The organism is Ruegeria sp. BF7, from assembly GCF_056538605.1.
Genome location: NZ_JBQFTM010000001.1, coordinates 704,644 through 720,842 on the forward strand (window position 1 = coordinate 704,644; position 16,199 = coordinate 720,842).

The 16,199-nt window shown below is 57.4% G+C and carries 12 protein-coding genes and 3 tRNA genes; 10 read left to right on the forward strand and 5 right to left on the reverse strand.

What is annotated here, in order from left to right; genetic code table 11:
* The first annotated feature begins 60 nt into the window (after positions 1-60).
* Both ACR0IK_RS03575 and ACR0IK_RS03580 read left to right on the forward strand, forming a co-directional pair.
* On the forward strand, positions 61-1,560 hold the full coding sequence (locus tag ACR0IK_RS03575; RefSeq protein ID WP_480640469.1) for a CoA-acylating methylmalonate-semialdehyde dehydrogenase: 1,500 nt from the start codon (positions 61-63) through the stop codon (positions 1,558-1,560).
* A gap of 196 nt (positions 1,561-1,756) precedes the next feature.
* Positions 1,757-2,341 (forward strand): L,D-transpeptidase, encoded by a 585-nt coding sequence (locus tag ACR0IK_RS03580; RefSeq protein ID WP_480591087.1) that lies wholly within the window; start codon positions 1,757-1,759, stop codon positions 2,339-2,341.
* 51 nt (positions 2,342-2,392) lie between these two features.
* Here ACR0IK_RS03580 and ACR0IK_RS03585 read toward each other — a convergent pair whose 3' ends face one another.
* Together ACR0IK_RS03585 and ACR0IK_RS03590 are read right to left on the reverse strand one after the other, a co-directional pair.
* Positions 2,393-2,869, reverse strand: a complete 477-nt coding sequence (locus ACR0IK_RS03585; protein WP_480640470.1) for a fasciclin domain-containing protein — start codon at positions 2,867-2,869, stop codon at positions 2,393-2,395.
* A 60-nt stretch (positions 2,870-2,929) separates the two neighbouring features.
* On the reverse strand, positions 2,930-3,781 hold the full coding sequence (locus tag ACR0IK_RS03590) for a class I SAM-dependent methyltransferase (protein ID WP_480590776.1): 852 nt from the start codon (positions 3,779-3,781) through the stop codon (positions 2,930-2,932).
* 132 nt (positions 3,782-3,913) lie between these two features.
* On the opposite strand from ACR0IK_RS03590, the gene ACR0IK_RS03595 reads away from it, so the two are divergent.
* From ACR0IK_RS03595 to ACR0IK_RS03615, 5 genes are all read left to right on the forward strand, one after another.
* Positions 3,914-5,029 carry a carboxylate-amine ligase gene (locus tag ACR0IK_RS03595; protein ID WP_480590774.1) on the forward strand — a complete coding sequence of 372 codons (1,116 nt, stop codon included), beginning with the start codon at positions 3,914-3,916 and terminating at the stop codon, positions 5,027-5,029.
* A 105-nt stretch (positions 5,030-5,134) separates the two neighbouring features.
* Positions 5,135-6,277, forward strand: coding sequence for an acyl-CoA dehydrogenase family protein (locus ACR0IK_RS03600; protein WP_480590773.1), 1,143 nt, complete (start codon positions 5,135-5,137; stop codon positions 6,275-6,277).
* A gap of 7 nt (positions 6,278-6,284) precedes the next feature.
* Positions 6,285-7,325, forward strand: coding sequence for an enoyl-CoA hydratase/isomerase family protein (locus ACR0IK_RS03605; protein ID WP_480640471.1), 1,041 nt, complete (start codon positions 6,285-6,287; stop codon positions 7,323-7,325).
* Positions 7,326-7,328: 3 nt separating this feature from the next.
* The gene (gene mmsB, locus ACR0IK_RS03610; RefSeq protein WP_480640472.1) at positions 7,329-8,201 is read left to right on the forward strand and encodes a 3-hydroxyisobutyrate dehydrogenase; all 873 of its coding nucleotides are present in this window, start codon (positions 7,329-7,331) and stop codon (positions 8,199-8,201) included.
* Between the two features lie 99 nt (positions 8,202-8,300).
* Positions 8,301-8,630: a hypothetical protein gene (locus ACR0IK_RS03615; protein WP_480640473.1), complete on the forward strand. Its 330-nt coding sequence runs from the start codon at positions 8,301-8,303 to the stop codon at positions 8,628-8,630.
* Positions 8,631-8,640: 10 nt separating this feature from the next.
* Here the strand turns inward: ACR0IK_RS03615 and uvrA are convergent, their stop codons facing one another.
* The 3 genes from uvrA to ACR0IK_RS03630 all read right to left on the reverse strand — a co-directional run bounded on the left by uvrA (position 8,641) and on the right by ACR0IK_RS03630 (position 11,872).
* Entirely contained in the window at positions 8,641-11,499 is a 2,859-nt protein-coding gene (uvrA, locus tag ACR0IK_RS03620) for an excinuclease ABC subunit UvrA (RefSeq protein WP_480640474.1), read from the reverse strand.
* A gap of 175 nt (positions 11,500-11,674) precedes the next feature.
* Positions 11,675-11,751: transfer RNA gene (locus ACR0IK_RS03625), tRNA-Asp, on the reverse strand.
* Between the two features lie 44 nt (positions 11,752-11,795).
* Positions 11,796-11,872, reverse strand: a tRNA-Asp gene (locus ACR0IK_RS03630).
* A gap of 1,018 nt (positions 11,873-12,890) precedes the next feature.
* Between ACR0IK_RS03630 and ACR0IK_RS03635 the strand changes: the two genes are divergently transcribed.
* The 3 genes from ACR0IK_RS03635 to ACR0IK_RS03645 all read left to right on the forward strand — a co-directional run bounded on the left by ACR0IK_RS03635 (position 12,891) and on the right by ACR0IK_RS03645 (position 16,188).
* Positions 12,891-14,273: a M10 family metallopeptidase C-terminal domain-containing protein gene (locus ACR0IK_RS03635; RefSeq protein ID WP_480640475.1), complete on the forward strand. Its 1,383-nt coding sequence runs from the start codon at positions 12,891-12,893 to the stop codon at positions 14,271-14,273.
* Positions 14,274-14,398: 125 nt separating this feature from the next.
* Positions 14,399-14,473 (forward strand) — tRNA-Val (locus ACR0IK_RS03640).
* A 128-nt stretch (positions 14,474-14,601) separates the two neighbouring features.
* The gene (locus tag ACR0IK_RS03645; RefSeq protein ID WP_480640476.1) at positions 14,602-16,188 is read left to right on the forward strand and encodes an APC family permease; all 1,587 of its coding nucleotides are present in this window, start codon (positions 14,602-14,604) and stop codon (positions 16,186-16,188) included.
* Positions 16,189-16,199: the final 11 nt, after the last annotated feature.

Consider the following 16,199-nt stretch of genomic DNA (forward strand, 5'->3'; position numbering starts at 1 on the left):
CTCTGTTCACGGAATTTCTGCAAGCCTATTGTGCGCTCAAGTCTATCGGAGGAGCTATCGATGCAAGATCTGACCCACTTTCTGAATGGCGAGATGACCGCCGGAACCTCTGGTCGTTTCGACGACATTTTCAACCCGGCAACCGGCGAGGTTCAGTACCGCTGTCCGATGGCCAGTGTTGCAGAGACCACCGCCGCTATCGAGGCCGCCGCCGCAGCACAGCCTCAATGGGGCGCAACCAATCCACAGAAGCGTGCGCGTGTGATGATGGCCATGGTTGGCTTGATGAACCGCGACATGGACAAGCTGGCCGAGGCGCTGAGCCGCGAGCACGGTAAAACTATCCCCGACGCCAAAGGCGATCTGCAGCGTGGTCTGGAAGTGATCGAGTATTGCATCGGTGCACCCCAGATGCTGAAGGGTGAATTCACCGACAGCGCAGGCCCCGGCATCGACATGTATTCGATGCGTCAGCCTCTGGGTGTGGTCGGCTCGATCATGCCGTTCAACTTTCCGGCGATGATGCCACTGTGGCACGTCGGTCCGGCTTTGGCCTGCGGCAACGCCGTGGTTCTGAAACCGTCCGAGCGTGACCCCTCTGTTCCGCTGATGCTGGCCGAACTGTTCGTTGAAGCCGGTCTGCCCAAGGGCGTCTTCCAGGTTGTGAACGGCGACAAAGAGGCCGTGGACACCATCCTCGACAGCGAGATCATCCAGGGCGTCAGCTTTGTGGGTTCGACCCCAATCGCGCAGTACATCTACAGCCGCGCAACCGCCAATGGCAAACGCGCTCAGTGTTTCGGTGGCGCCAAAAACCACATGATCGTCATGCCCGACGCGGATCTGGATCAGGCGGCTGACGCTCTGGTCGGAGCAGGTTTTGGCGCGGCGGGTGAACGCTGCATGGCCGTTTCGGTCGCTGTGCCGGTTGGTGAAGAGACCGCTGACGCGCTGATCGACAAGCTAATCCCGCGCATCGAGAAACTGAAGGTTGGCCCCTACACCGCAGGTGACGACGTGGACATGGGTCCGGTTGTGACCGCCGCCGCGAAAGAGCGTATCCTCGGTCTGATCAACTCGGGCGTCGAGCAAGGCGCGAAGCTGGTTGTCGACAATCGCGATTTCAGCCTGCAGGGTTATGAGGACGGTTTCTTTGTCGGTCCGCACCTGTTCGACCATGTCACGCCCGACATGGACATCTACAAGCAGGAAATATTCGGTCCGGTTCTGTCGACTGTGCGCGCTGGTTCGTACGAAGAGGCGATTGGCCTGGCCATGGATCATGAATATGGCAACGGTACCGCGATCTTTACCCGCGACGGTGACACCGCGCGCGACTTTGCCAGCCGGATCAACATCGGCATGGTCGGTATCAACGTTCCAATCCCGGTTCCGCTGGCCTACCACACCTTTGGCGGCTGGAAGAAATCGATGTTCGGCGACCTGAACCAGCACGGTCCGGACAGCTTCAAGTTCTACACCCGCACCAAAACCGTCACCGCACGCTGGCCCTCGGGCATCAAGGAAGGTGGCGAGTTCAACTTTAAGGCAATGGACTGATCCACTGCTGAACCGCGAATATCCCGAACCCGGCCTTTTACAGGTCGGGTTTTTTCGGCGAAGCACCGCCAAAACTCTCGATTTCACGATAAATTCAGAGCAAGCGCCCTAGAAAACGGGAGCAAGGGTCAATACTTTACGGCAAATTATTGCTCGAGCAGTTCCTGAACCGGAGGCCAATTTGTCAAATACCCGCATGAACCGCCGCACCGCATTGTTGGGCGCAGCGTCGCTTCTGGCGACGCCAGCTATCGTGCGTGCGCAAAGCAGCGACGCTTTCCCAACCGATGAAGATGCCATCAGCACGCAACTTCCGGTGCGACGCAACGTGTCTTCCTTTTCTCAACAGAACTGGCAGGATCATTTCGACGAACTGGGAGTTGGCTGTCTGCTGGCCGATATCACCAGCCGCGCAGTGCACTATTGGGGCCCGGACGGGGCATATAAACTGTACCCGAGTTCAGTTCCGATGAGCGAGGAACTGACCAAGCGCGGGTACACCAAGATCGTGCGCAAAACCGAATTCCCAAGCTGGACTCCTACCGCATCTATGCGGGAGCGTGATCCTTCTTTGCCTGTTCGAATGGAAGGCGGCGATCCTGGCAACCCACTAGGCACCCGTGCCATGTATCTGGACTGGCCGGCTTATCTGGTGCACGGCACCCATGATACGCGCAAAATCGGTCGTCAAAGTTCGTCCGGCTGTATTGGTCTCTACAATCAGCATGTCGAGGAACTGTATCCTCTGGTCCAGATCGGAACTCAGGTCAGACTGGTTTGACGCACAAAGCCCCGGCCGTCAGACCGGGGCTTTTTTCTATTCTGGACGGTGTTATTCCGGCAGGATTACTGCGTCGATTACGTGAATCACACCGTTGCTGGCTTCGATATCGGCCTGCACCACTTCGGCGTCATTGACCTTAACACCGTTCCTTGCATTCACGCTCAGACGATCCCCCTGTACGGTCAGAACCTTGGCACGCTTTCCTGCGATGTCACCCGACATCACCTTGGCCGGCACCACGTGATAGGTCAGGATTTCGACCAGCTGATCCTTGTTTTCCGGCAGCAACAGGGTTTCCACCGTACCTTCGGGCAACGCGGCAAAGGCTTCGTCGGTCGGCGCAAATACGGTGAAGGGACCATCGCCTTTCAGCGTGTCGACCAGACCCGCGGCCTGTACAGCTGCAACCAGCGTGTTGAACGATCCGGCCGAAACGGCGGTGTCCACGATATCAGCGGCCTGCGCTTTTACAGGCAGGGCAAGTGCAAGTGCGGCGGCGGCGCCCATGAATGTGCGGCGAAACATGGCTGTTCTCTCCTCTCCAGCTTGTTATGGAAAGGGGTACGGAGCCTCAGCCTGCCCGGATCACTTTTCCTTGATTTGCACCCAGATACTTTGCGCCCGTCCTTCTTTCAGAAATGGCAACGCCTCAACCGCATCAGGGCGGTCCCTTTGCAAGTAGTACCCGGGCCAAAGCATTGAAAACGCGCCGGATTGCAGCAAGGCGTGAAGCACGTACTGCTCACCCCAACCCGGGCAGTCGTAGAAGAAACGCTTAGGGTATTCATAGGGCAGAAAAACATCGTGGACATGGATCACCACGCCCGGTTTCAGCGACGGAATGATCCGGCAGAACAAATGCGCTACGTCGTTGCTCATCCGAACCACATGACTGGAATCGATGAACAGAACATCGCCCGCCTCAAGCTGATCGAACAGCGCCGGATCAACTTCCTCGAGCCGTTTCTGTTCGAAGTGGTCCACAACATGCGCGATATCTGCCCGCGGGTATGGATCAATTGCAGTGATCCGCGTGTCCAGCCCACCGTCAATGATTGCCTGACGGGTTACGCGGGTCGAGTTGCCACAGCCGACCTCGATCACCTGCTTCGGCGCAAACCGTCGGATCATCAGGTACAGCGCGTCGGCATCAGGGCTGTCGTAGTAACCGTTGCCGATCCGATAGCTGGTCTGATTGCGTGCCGGGTCCTTCAGGGCGTCCAGCGCATCGGCATGTTGGCTGTATTCAGCAACCAGTTGGCCGATATCGAACCCTTCCATTCCCGGCGACAAAGCATAGGCCGGGCGGGTCAATCCCCCTGCCCGTTCGAACGCCTCTAGCCGGGCGCGCTCGTCGTTTTCAGCGGCCTTGTCGATCAGCTTCACACCCAGTTCATCCAGGGCTTCGTTGATCTTGGGGAATTTTCTGGGTTTCACGGGCGGCTCCACTTTCGACTCGCTTGTTCATTACCGCCGCTTGACGGGCCTCTGCAAGAAGGGCTGCGTCAAACGCTTGGCAAAACAGGAATTTCCGTATTCACTGGTCGGAATAGTTAAACGAGGGCCGCCATGCAGCAAGAATACACGCTGGGCATCGAAGAGGAATATTTGCTGGTCGATCGCGACAGCCTTGAACTCGCCGAAGCCCCCGCCGCCTTGATGGAGGCCTGCCAGTCGGATTTCGAAGGACAGGTCAGCCCCGAATTTCTGCAATGCCAGATCGAGGTCGGCACCCGGCCCCACACAACGGTCAAGTCCGCCCGAGAGGATTTGAAACGCCTGCGCTCCTGTGTGGCCGAACGCGCCGCTGAATATAACCTCGCCCCAATTGCGGTGTCCTGCCACCCGTTCGCCGATTGGAAGAAACAGCACCACACCCGCAAGGATCGCTATGACGCGCTGCAGCACGCCTTGGGCGGCGTCGCGCGGCGCATGCTGATCTGCGGCATGCATGTTCACGTCGGGGTCGAGGACCCGGCCCTGCGCGCCGACCTGATGCCACAGCTTTCGTATTTCCTGCCGCACCTGCTGGCGCTTTCGACATCCTCGCCCTATTGGAACGGAGAGGATACGGGCCTGTCTTCCTATCGCCTGACCGTCTTTGACAATCTGCCACGCACCGGGCTACCTCCGGTTCTGGCCAGTTGGTCGGATTACGAACGCACCACAGGCATTCTGGTCGAACTGGGGGTGATCGAGGACACGACGAAGATTTGGTGGGACCTGCGCCCCTCACACCGGTTTCCGACGCTGGAAACCCGGATCATGGATGTGCAGCCGAGGCTGGAACACACGCTGTCGCTAGCCGCTCTGGTACAGGCCCTGACCCGCATGTTGTGTCGTCTGAAAGACCGGAACCTTCGCTGGCGGCATTACGACCAGTTTCTGATTGGCGAAAACCGCTGGCGCGCGCAGCGTTACGGTGTCGGCGAAGGGTTGATCGATTTTGGGGATCGTTCAATCAAACCGATGCCCGAGCTGATGGGCGAACTGATGGGCCTGCTGGCCGAAGATGCCGAGGCACTAGGCACCATGACAGAATTGGCCCGCCTGCAGCAGATCGCGCAAACGGGTACCTCTGCTACGCGACAACGCCGCGTCTATGCCGAGGCCGTGGCAAAGGGTGACGACCCCGGCAAGGCTGTTGTCCGACATCTGATCGAAGAATACCACCTGGACCTTTGATACCCCGGAATGCCTCATACCGGTGATTGCTGACCGTGCAAAATTTCTGTAAGAATTCAGAAATAAACACTCGTTCAATTCATTCGGCAACGTGGGAGGCAAGCCTTGGATTTTGCACTGACAGAAGAGCAGACCGCGATCTTCGATATGGCCTATGATTTCGGGCAGGACAACATCGCACCCAACGCCCGTCAGTGGGAGGCCGACGGGACCATCCCCAAGGAACTCTGGCCTCAGATCGGCGAGTTGGGGTTCGGCGGGCTCTATGTTTCGGAAGACAGCGGCGGGTCTGGCCTGACCCGTCTGGATGCAACGCTGGTGTTCGAGGCCCTTTCGATGGCCTGCCCCTCGGTCGCGGCGTTCCTGTCGATCCACAACATGTGCGCCAAGATGTTGGACAATTTCGCCAGCGACGATCTGAAATCCCGCATCATGCCCGACGTGCTGAGCCTGAATACCGTCCTCAGTTACTGCCTGACCGAACCCGGATCAGGCTCGGACGCCGCCGCGCTGAAAACGCGCGCAGACCGCACCAATGAAGGCTACACGCTGAACGGCACCAAGGCCTTTATCTCGGGCGGCGGCTATTCCGACGCCTATGTTTGCATGGTACGCACCGGGCAGGATGGCCCCAAGGGCATCTCGACTGTTTATGTCGAGGACGGCACACCCGGCCTCAGTTTTGGGGCACTTGAACAGAAGATGGGTTGGAAAAGCCAACCGACGGCGCAGGTGCAGTTCGATGATTGCAAAATCCCGGCGGGCAACCTTGTGGGAACCGAGGGCGACGGCTTCAAATACGCGATGATGGGTCTGGATGGCGGGCGGTTGAACATCGCCTCCTGCTCGTTGGGGGCCGCGCAGGCCGGGCTGAACATGACCTTGCAATACATGTCGGAACGCAAGGCCTTTGGCCAATCCATCGACCAGTTCCAGGCGTTGCAGTTCCGGCTGGCCGATATGGAGATCGAACTTCAGGCCGCACGAACCTTCCTGCGGCAGGCCGCGTGGAAACTGGATCAGGGCGCGCCGGATGCGACCAAGTTCTGCGCCATGGCCAAGAAATTCGTGACCGAGACCGGGTCAAAGGTTGTGGACCAGTGCCTGCAATTGCATGGTGGCTACGGTTATCTGGCGGATTATGGGATCGAGAAACTGGTCCGCGATCTCCGCGTGCATCAGATTCTGGAAGGCACGAATGAAATCATGCGGGTCATTGTCGCCCGACAAATGCTTGCCGAACGCTGAGGGGCCCATGCCTGACATCGACATCCGTATCACTGGCCGCGCCGGGCGTATCACCCTGACACGCCCCAAAGCGTTAAACGCGCTGACCTATGACATGTGCATGGCGATCGACACGGCGCTGCGTAACTGGCGCGAAGACGACGCCGTGGATCTGGTGATTCTGGATGCCGAAGGCGAAAAGGCCTTTTGTGCTGGCGGGGACATTGCCGACCTTTATGCAACCGGTATCAAGGGCGACTATGCCTATGGTCGCACCTTCTGGCAGGACGAATACCGTCTGAACGCGCTGATCTTTGAATACCCCAAACCGGTCGTCAGTTTCCTGCAGGGGTTCACCATGGGCGGCGGTGTTGGCATCGGTTGCCACGGCAGCCATCGCATTGTTGGTGAAAGCTCGAAAATTGCGCTGCCGGAATGTTCGATTGGACTGGTGCCGGATGTCGGCAGCACCCTGATGTTGGCGCTGGCCCCCGGTCGAACTGGAGAATATCTGGGTATTACCGGCCATCGCATGGGACCCGGTGATGCGATCTTTGCCGGTTTTGCCGATCACTACATACCGCTCGCCGAGTGGTCCGATCTGATCGAGATGCTTGAGGCGTCGGGTGACACTGAAATGCTGCAGAAGCACTCGGCGGTGCCACCTGAAAGCGAACTTGGGCGTCAGCAACCCGAGATTGACGCATGTTTTGCCGGAGAGAGCCTTGGGGACATCCTGAACACCCTGACCCATTCCAAACACAATATGGCGGCAGATGCGCGCAAACTCATGGACCGCAATTCACCGCTTTCGATGGCGTGTACGGTTGAGATGCTGCACCGCTTACGCACCCCCAGCCTGACCCAGCGTAAAGCGCTGGAGTTGGAATATCGCTATACCTTCCGCGCGATGGAACACGGGGATTTTCTGGAAGGCATTCGCGCCCAGATCATCGACAAAGACCGCACGCCGCGCTGGCAGTTTGCCGATCAAACCGTGCCTGCGGTCGCGGTTTCAAAGATGCTGCAGCCTCTGGGTAAAGACATGCTGACTTTTGAGGAGACATAAGAAATGAAAATCGGGTTTATCGGGCTTGGCAACATGGGCAATCCAATGGCCGCCAACCTGGCCAAAGCTGGGCATGAGGTGACGGGCTTTGACATGGCTGATGTCGATGTTGCGGGTGTCACCATGGCCGGTTCTGGTGCAGATGCCGCCGCTGGTGCCGACATCGTTGTCACTATGCTTCCGAACGGTCAGATTCTGCGCGCGGTCGCGAATGAGATCATCCCCGCGATGCAGTCTGGATCAGTGTGGATTGATTGTTCAACCGTCGACGTCGACAGCGCCCGCGCCGTCGCGGATCAGGCGAAAGAGGCCGGTGTCCTCGCGGTCGACGCTCCGGTTTCGGGTGGAATCGGCGGCGCGGCGGCTGGCACGCTGACCTTTATGGCAGGCGGCAGCGACGACGCCTTTGCCAAGGCGGAGCCCCTGTTTGATATCATGGGCCAAAAGGCCGTGCATTGCGGCGAGTCCGGCGCCGGTCAGGCCGCGAAAATTTGCAACAACATGATCCTGGGCGTCACCATGATTGCCACCTGCGAAGCCTTTGCGCTGGCTGACAAACTTGGACTGGACAGGCAAAAGATGTTTGACGTGGTCAGCACATCTTCGGGCTATAGCTGGACGATGAACGCTTATTGCCCTGCCCCCGGCGTCGGACCGACCAGCCCGGCGGATAACGACTATCAACCCGGTTTTGCCGCCGAACTGATGCTGAAGGACCTGCGGCTCAGCCAACAGGCTGCCGAAAGCGCGGATGCCGACACGCCGATGGGACAGGCGGCAACCTCACTTTATGAGAAATTCGTCGAAGTCGAAGATGGGCTGGGAATGGACTTCTCGGCCATGCTGCCACGGTTCGAAAAACGCGGACGAGGCTAAGAGCGCGCCCCGTGGGCAGCTTCCTGCCCATGGGGTTGACCCAAAGCGCAGCGACGGCCATCTATCCTTGGCCACAGTTTTCACGCGAAAGGATTTAAGATGTCGCGCGTTTTGACCATTTCGACGGCGATCCTGGCGCTTGCGCTCAGCTCTGGCGTGGCCATGGCCGGGAATGGCAAAGGTAAGGCCGGTCACTGCCCGCCGGGTCTGGCGAAGAAAGCCGTGCCTTGCGTGCCGCCGGGACAGGTCAAAAACCTGTATCACACGGGTGACTACATCAACAGCGACTATCGCTGGATCAATGATCCGTACCGCTATGGGCTGAATCGCGGCAGCTACATCCGCGCCGGTGACTATGTCTATCGCGTTGATCCTGACACGCGAAAGGTGCTGAACCTGATCGGAGCGGTGGCAGATATCCTCAACTGAGGATAGCCCCCTATTCCGCCGCTACCGCCCGACCATCCAACATTTGTTTCAGGTAGCGTCCGGTATGGCTGCGCTCGACCGCAGCCACGTCCTCGGGCGTTCCGGTTGCTACGATCTCACCCCCACCATCGCCACCTTCGGGGCCTATATCGATGATATGGTCGGAGGTTTTCACGACGTCCAGATTGTGTTCGATTACAATAACCGTATTTCCCTGATCGACCAATTCGTGAAGAACTTCCAATAGCTTACGCACATCTTCGAAATGCAGCCCGGTGGTCGGCTCGTCCAGAATATACAGCGTCCGCCCGGTCGAGCGTTTGGACAGTTCCTTGGACAGCTTGACTCGCTGCGCTTCACCACCGGACAGCGTGGTCGCCTGCTGGCCGACCTTGATGTAGCCAAGCCCAACCCGCGCCAAGGCATCCATCTTGTCACGGATCGATGGCACCGCCTTAAAGAACTCCTGCGCGTCTTCCACTGTCATATCAAGGACATCGGCGATGGACTTGCCCTTGAACTTGATCTCCAGCGTCTCGCGATTGTAACGCGCGCCTTTGCAGGTTTCGCAGGTCACATAGACGTCCGGCAGAAAGTGCATCTCGATCTTGATGACACCGTCACCCTGACAGGCCTCGCATCGGCCACCTTTGACGTTGAAGCTGAAGCGTCCCGGCTTGTAACCGCGCGCCTTGGCCTCGGGCAGACCGGCGAACCAGTCCCGGATCGGGGTAAAGGCCCCGGTGTAAGTCGCTGGATTCGAACGCGGAGTCCGTCCGATGGGTCGCTGGTCAATGTCGATGACCTTATCCAGATGCTCCAACCCTTTGATCGTTTCACAGGGCGCCGGGGTCTGCCGCGCTCCGTTCAGACGCATTGAGGCGGTCTTGAACAGCGTCTCAATTGTCAGCGTGGACTTACCTCCCCCGGACACACCGGTCACACAAACGAACTTGCCCAACGGGAAATCGGCGGTGACGTTTTTCAGGTTGTTCCCGGTCGCCTTGACCACCGAAACTTTCTTCTTGTTTCCCTTGCGCCGTTTCGACGGAATCGGGATCTCTCGGGTGCCGGCGAGATACTGACCGGTCATAGAGGCCGCGTCGGCCGCGATCTTATCGGGTGTGCCCTCGCTGACCACCTGTCCGCCATGCACACCTGCACCGGGGCCGATATCGAAGACGTAATCCGCTTCACGGATGGCTTCTTCGTCATGTTCCACGACAATCACGGTGTTGCCCTGATCGCGCAGATTCTTGAGCGTGCCCAGCAGCCGATCATTATCACGCTGATGCAGTCCAATAGAAGGCTCGTCCAGCACGTACAGAACCCCGGTCAGACCCGAGCCAATCTGGCTGGCCAAACGGATACGCTGGCTTTCACCTCCGGACAGGGTGCCACTTGAACGGGATAGCGTAAGGTATTCCAAACCAACGTTATTCAGGAATCCCAGCCGCTCACGAATTTCCTTCAAAATGGCACGGGCGATCTCGTTCTTCTGAATGCTCAGATGGTTCGGCGCGTCTTCGATCCAGGCCAGAGCCTCGCGGATCGACATCTGAACCACCTGCCCGACATGCAGGCCGGCGATCTTAACGGCCAGAGCTTCGGGCCGCAGGCGGTAACCATCGCAGGCCCCACATGGTCGATTGTTCTGGTACCGTTCGAATTCTTCCCGGATCCAGGCGCTGTCGGTCTCGCGATAGCGCCGCTCCATATTGGGAATCACGCCCTCAAAGCTGCGGGTGACCTGATAGACCCGCCCGCCCTCGTCGTAACGGAACTGGATCTCTTCATCACCCGACCCACGCAGGAACACTTGCTGCACCTTGGCTGGCAGATCTTTCCAGGGCGTATTCTTGTCAAACTCGTAATGGCGCGCGATGGCCTCGATGGTTTGCAGAAAATACGGAGACTTGCCTTTGCGCCACGGGGCCAAAGCCCCGTCATAGAGCTTCAGCGTCTGGTCCGGCACTACTAGCCGCTCGTCAAAGAACAGCTCGACACCCAGACCATCGCAGTCCGGACAAGCCCCGAAGGGCGCGTTGAACGAAAACAGACGGGGCTCGATCTCGGGGATGGTGAAACCACTGACCGGGCAGGCAAAATTCTCACTGAACGTGATCCGCTCCGATTTGCCCTCGCGCGGTGCGGTCTCCAGAACCGCGATGCCGTCTGCCAGATCCAGAGCCGTGCGCAGGCTGTCGGCCAGCCGCGTCTCCATTCCTTCGCGCACAACCAGACGGTCGACCACGACGTCGATATCGTGGCGGAATTTCTTGTCCAGCGTGGGTGGCTCATCAAGCTCATAGAACTCGCCATCCACTTTCACCCGCTGAAAGCCCTGTTTTCGCAGTTCGAGAAATTCTTTTTTGTATTCCCCCTTCCGGTCCCGCACGATGGGCGCCAGAAGGTAACCTCGCGTGCCCTCCTCCATCGTCATGATCCGGTCGACCATGTCCTGCACTTGCTGCGCCTCAATCGGCTGACCAGTGGCAGGGCTGTAGGGTGTCCCTGCGCGGGCAAACAAAAGGCGCAGATAGTCATAGATCTCGGTGACCGTACCGACCGTTGAGCGCGGGTTCTTCGACGTGGTTTTCTGTTCGATGGAAATTGCCGGGGACAGGCCGCTGATGTGATCCACATCGGGCTTCTCCATCATATCGAGGAACTGGCGCGCATAGGCCGACAGGCTTTCGACATATCGGCGCTGGCCTTCGGCATAGATCGTATCGAACGCCAACGAGGACTTGCCCGAGCCCGACAGTCCGGTGATTACCACCAGTTGATCCCGTGGGATATCGACGTCGATGCCCTTGAGGTTATGCTCGCGCGCACCGCGCACCTCGATATTCTTCAGCTCAGCCATTTTGGCCCCCAAAACACAAGTGTCCTAGAAATAGGCGAGCGGCACTGAGTCTCCAACAAAAAAGTTAGAACAAAATGTGAACGACCAGAATATTGCCGACATCTCCTGACATCGTAACCCAGATCCAATACGCGCCCCTTGCAAGGGGTGAGATTTATAGGCATCAGGAGGAAAATGGCGCGGTTGACGGGGCTCGAACCCGCGACCCCCGGCGTGACAGGCCGGTACTCTAACCAACTGAGCTACAACCGCGCATCTATTTTGTGGCCTTTACCCTGGACCAAGGATGGCAGCGATGGCGCGGTTGACGGGGCTCGAACCCGCGACCCCCGGCGTGACAGGCCGGTACTCTAACCAACTGAGCTACAACCGCCCGCTGCCCGTTCGTTGCTGAACGTTGGGGTGTATTATGGCCACGCCCCGACATCGTCAAGCGGCGTTTTGAAGTTTTTTTCCAGATCGTAAAAAATGTTCGCTTCAACAGGGACCCATCCCCTGCCAGGCTTCCCATTCATGCACTGGCCGCGTATCCGGATTTGCCCTGTCTGGCAGAGGGAATCACGCCCTCAAAACACCCTGACAAAACTCTACGGATTCGCCGCTGACCGATTCCGCAAAAGACACGCATAAGATGTAGGTTTTCGTAAAATTTGTACATAAAGATTAATAGAACCATTCCCGGTCGCAACGTCATCCTGAGCACCCAACCCGGTCGTCATTTTTAGGCCACATTGCGTGTGCAAGAGGCGACATAAAGTACCAAAACTTAATAAGTTTTGACTATCGGCTTGCACCCGCAAGTTTCGAAGTGAAAGTACACAAGAAAAAACAGGCCCTGACTTTAAGGGGTCAAATGGAAGGCTAATGCAATCTATGGCATCGCTTCGTGACTGCCCTCTGGTTGTGTTGTGAAAGATGAAAGTAGGAAAATGGCTTTTGCAGCGGTATATCCCGAAGGAATTCAGACAGGTAAACCCTACGTCGACGGCTTGTTGTGGGGGGCAGGTTGGACTTCATCGTATGGCCCGGTAGAAATCACATATCGGTTTGACGACGGATCTTTAGGACAAGCCCCTATTCCAACTCAGATGAAAACTGCAATTCAAAGAGCATTCGACGTTATCGAGTCCATTATTCCTATCACATTCGTACAGTCATCGTGGTCGGGAGTAAACCTGGTCTATGCAGTGGCCACACAAGAAACACTTGGTGGTCCTGGGTATGTTGGTTTTCATCAGGTTCCTGGTGATAAGCCCCTATTACAGAAAAATGGAATTCCCTCACTTTTTGGAGTGCTTGCCTATGATTCGGTAATCTTTGACAATCAAGGACTGCAAGATGGCGGCGCGGGTTTCTCAACAATCCTACATGAAATTCTGCACGGACTTGGCTTGGCCCACCCGCACGACGGCGGCGGCACTTCGACGATCTTCGATGGCGTATCCGAACCGTTCGGCGATTTCGGAACGGATGGTCAAAACCAGGGCGTCTATACGATCATGTCCTACAATTCAGGACGTGCATCTAAGGTCCCTGTGACAAGCTACACCTATGGTGACTCGGCAACCCCGATGGCGTTGGACATTGCGGCTCTCCAAGCCATTTACGGGACGGCTGAAAATGCAACTGGTAACGACATCTACCAAATCAAGGGCGTAAACGGCGCGGGGACGTTTTGGAAGGCCATTTGGGACACCGGTGGGAACGATGCGATCTCTGCCGTTGGCGTGTGGCGCGACGTGTATATCAACCTCAACGACGCCGATCTTGAGGGCCACAATGCAGGTGGAGAGATCTCGTCCGCCTCTGGCATTGCAGGCGGGTTCACCATCGCCAACACAGTTGTTATCGAAAACGCGTTTGGCGGGTATGGCAATGACTGGTTGGTTGGCAACGAACACAACAACTACCTGAACGGTGCCTATGGCAACGACACCCTTGCCGGGGGTGCTGGTAACGACAGGATTTTCGGCGGCGACGGCAATGACTCGATTACCGGCGGCAAAGGCAACGACACCCTGTCGGGTGACAATGGCAACGACACCTTTGTGAATAAAGACGGGGACGGCGACGACACGATCAACGGCGGTCAGGGCGATAACTGGTTGCGATATACAGGCACCAATGGTGTAACTGTGAACCTGTCCAACACCGGCGCGCAGAATACCGGCTATGGCACCGACACCATCCAGAACATCGGGCATGTTATGGGTACGGCGCAGGACGACGTCATCACCGGGGACGAACTGATCAACTATCTGGTGGGCAATGCTGGCAACGACCTTCTGGACGGCGGCATTAAAGACGACGTCCTGAGAGGCGGTGCCGGCAACGATACCGTGCTCGGCAGCCGAGGCTGGGATACGCTTTACGGCGGCAAAGGCACAGACACTCTGGTCGGCGGTGTCGGGAGGGACGACATGACCGGTGGCGCCGGCAATGACACTTTCGTCTTCAACTCGATCGACGAAGGCTCCGCCATTCGTCAGACCGCCGATCTGATCCGCGACTTTACGCGCGGACAGGACAAGATCGACCTGAGCACTATTGATGCCAGTACGGTTCTGGCCGGCAACGACAGTTTTGTCTTCAACGGGGAAACCCCGGCAACGAATTCCGATCAGGGCGAGGTTTATTTCGTACACAGTGACTACGAAGGCACCCTGTATGACAGAACCTTCGTCTATGTGGACACTGACGGTGACGAAGAACCCGAAATGATGTTCAAACTTGTCGGTTTGCACGATCTGACCGCAAACGACTTCATCCTTTAAGGTCCTGCTTTCTTAGCAACAGGCAGCGGGTATCTGCTGCCTGTTTTTTTTGTGCTTACATTACAAAAATTGCGCATCGGGCGCTCTTGCAAGCCGCCAGAACTCTCTGTATCACGCGTCCTCACGGGTGATTAGCTCAGTGGTAGAGCGCTTCGTTCACATCGAAGATGTCAGGAGTTCAAATCTCTTATCACCCACCATTCCCCTTTTTGTCTGCCTGCATTGGTTTTGCCCTTCCCTGACAAGTGCTTGCCAGAAATCGCCACAACTGCGTATCCTGTTTTGAACGGCCGCATCTTTATGCGGCGATGATGGATGGGGCACGGTCGTGGCCAGACTGAAACGGGATATCGGGCTGCTCGGCCTGACCTTCATCTCGGTCGGTGGCATCATTGGGTCCGGCTGGTTGTTTGGCCCCCTACTCGCGGTGCAACATGCCGGTCCGGCTGCCGTAATCTCGTGGGTCATCGGCGCCGCGGCCATGTTCGTTTTGGCGATCACATTTGCCGAGATCTCAGCCATGCTGCCAATCCCCGGAGGCATTGCGCGGGTGCCGCAGTTTTCGCATGGCAATATCGTCTCGATGGCGATGGGTTGGACGGCCTGGATTGGCTACAACACAACCGCCCCGATCGAGGTTGAGGCCATGCTGAAATACCTCGCCCCCTATGCTCCGTGGTTACACACGGCCGAAACCGGAAACCTGACCGGAGCGGGCATCACCGTCGCCCTGTTCTTCATGTTGCTTTTCGTCTCGGTCAACGCGTTGGGCGTCAAGTTCTTTACTCAGGTAAACGCAACCCTGACATGGGCAAAAATCGCAATCCCGGTCATTTTGTCCGCCCTGCTAATCTACAACCGCTTCGACGCGCAGAATTTCACGCAGCCACACGGATTCGCGCCCTACGGTTTGCAAGGCATCATGGCTGCGGTCTCGACAGGTGGGGTCATTTTCTCCTTTATCGGGTTTCGCCATGTGGTCGATATGGCCGGTGAGGTTCGAAACCCAAAATTCGCCATCCCCACAGCGCTGGTCCTGTCCATTGTGCTGTGCGCGGCCATTTACCTGGGCCTGCAAGTCGCCTTTGTCGGGGCACTGGATTCCAACATGCTTAAAAACGGTTGGGCCAACCTGAGTTTCGGCGGCCAAGGCCCGCTGGACGGCGTCATAATCTCGGTCGGTTTTGTTTGGTTCCTGAGCGTTCTGAACATCGGGTCAGTGATCGGGCCATTCGGAAACGGGTTGGTTGCAACGGGATCGAACGCCCGGATCGCCATGGCCCTCTCGAAAAACGGATTTCTGCCGAAACGGCTGATGGTTCTTTCCTCATTCGGTGTTCCGTTATGGGCGCTGGCGCTGAACTTCCTGATCGGAGTGCTGTTTTTGTTGACTGTGCCGTTCACCACCGTCATCGCGCTCAACGGTGCCGCAATCGTGCTGTCCTTTGCGGTTGGCCCGATTGCGGTCGTCTGCCTGCGCCATCTGATGCCGGATCACCCCCGGTCCATCCGTATCCCGGCGGTAAGACTGGTCGCGGTGTTAGCCTTCGCCATCGCAACCCTTGTCGTTTACTGGAGTGGCTGGGACACGGTCTGGCGACTGGGCATCGCGCTGGCCATCGGAGTGATTCTGCTGTTGGTACGGTTTCACAACCGGCTGGACGAAATGGACGTGACCGAAGCACTGTGGCTGTTGCCGTACCTTATTGGAATCGGGTTGATTTCCTATCTCGGTCAATTTGGGGACGGCGCGCTGAAACAAATTCCGTTCGGATGGGACATTGTGCTATGCGTGTTGTTTTCCGCAGTGATTTTTGGCCTGGCGGTGCGCTCTGCCTTGCCTGCGGAAAAATTTCGGGAATACATCGCCGAGGAAGAGATTCTGGACCCGAAAAAACCCATCATCGGGTTGTAAAAAAGGCGGGG

Coding starts and splice junctions, on each gene's coding strand:
- ACR0IK_RS03575 (WP_480640469.1), top strand. CDS start 61: ATGCAAGATCTGACCCACTTTCTGAATGGCGAGATGACCGCCGGAACC.
- ACR0IK_RS03580 (WP_480591087.1), top strand. CDS start 1,757: ATGAACCGCCGCACCGCATTGTTGGGCGCAGCGTCGCTTCTGGCGACG.
- ACR0IK_RS03585 (WP_480640470.1), bottom strand. CDS start 2,869: ATGTTTCGCCGCACATTCATGGGCGCCGCCGCCGCACTTGCACTTGCC.
- ACR0IK_RS03595 (WP_480590774.1), top strand. CDS start 3,914: ATGCAGCAAGAATACACGCTGGGCATCGAAGAGGAATATTTGCTGGTC.
- ACR0IK_RS03605 (WP_480640471.1), top strand. CDS start 6,285: ATGCCTGACATCGACATCCGTATCACTGGCCGCGCCGGGCGTATCACC.
- mmsB (WP_480640472.1), top strand. CDS start 7,329: ATGAAAATCGGGTTTATCGGGCTTGGCAACATGGGCAATCCAATGGCC.
- ACR0IK_RS03615 (WP_480640473.1), top strand. CDS start 8,301: ATGTCGCGCGTTTTGACCATTTCGACGGCGATCCTGGCGCTTGCGCTC.
- uvrA (WP_480640474.1), bottom strand. CDS start 11,499: ATGGCTGAGCTGAAGAATATCGAGGTGCGCGGTGCGCGCGAGCATAAC.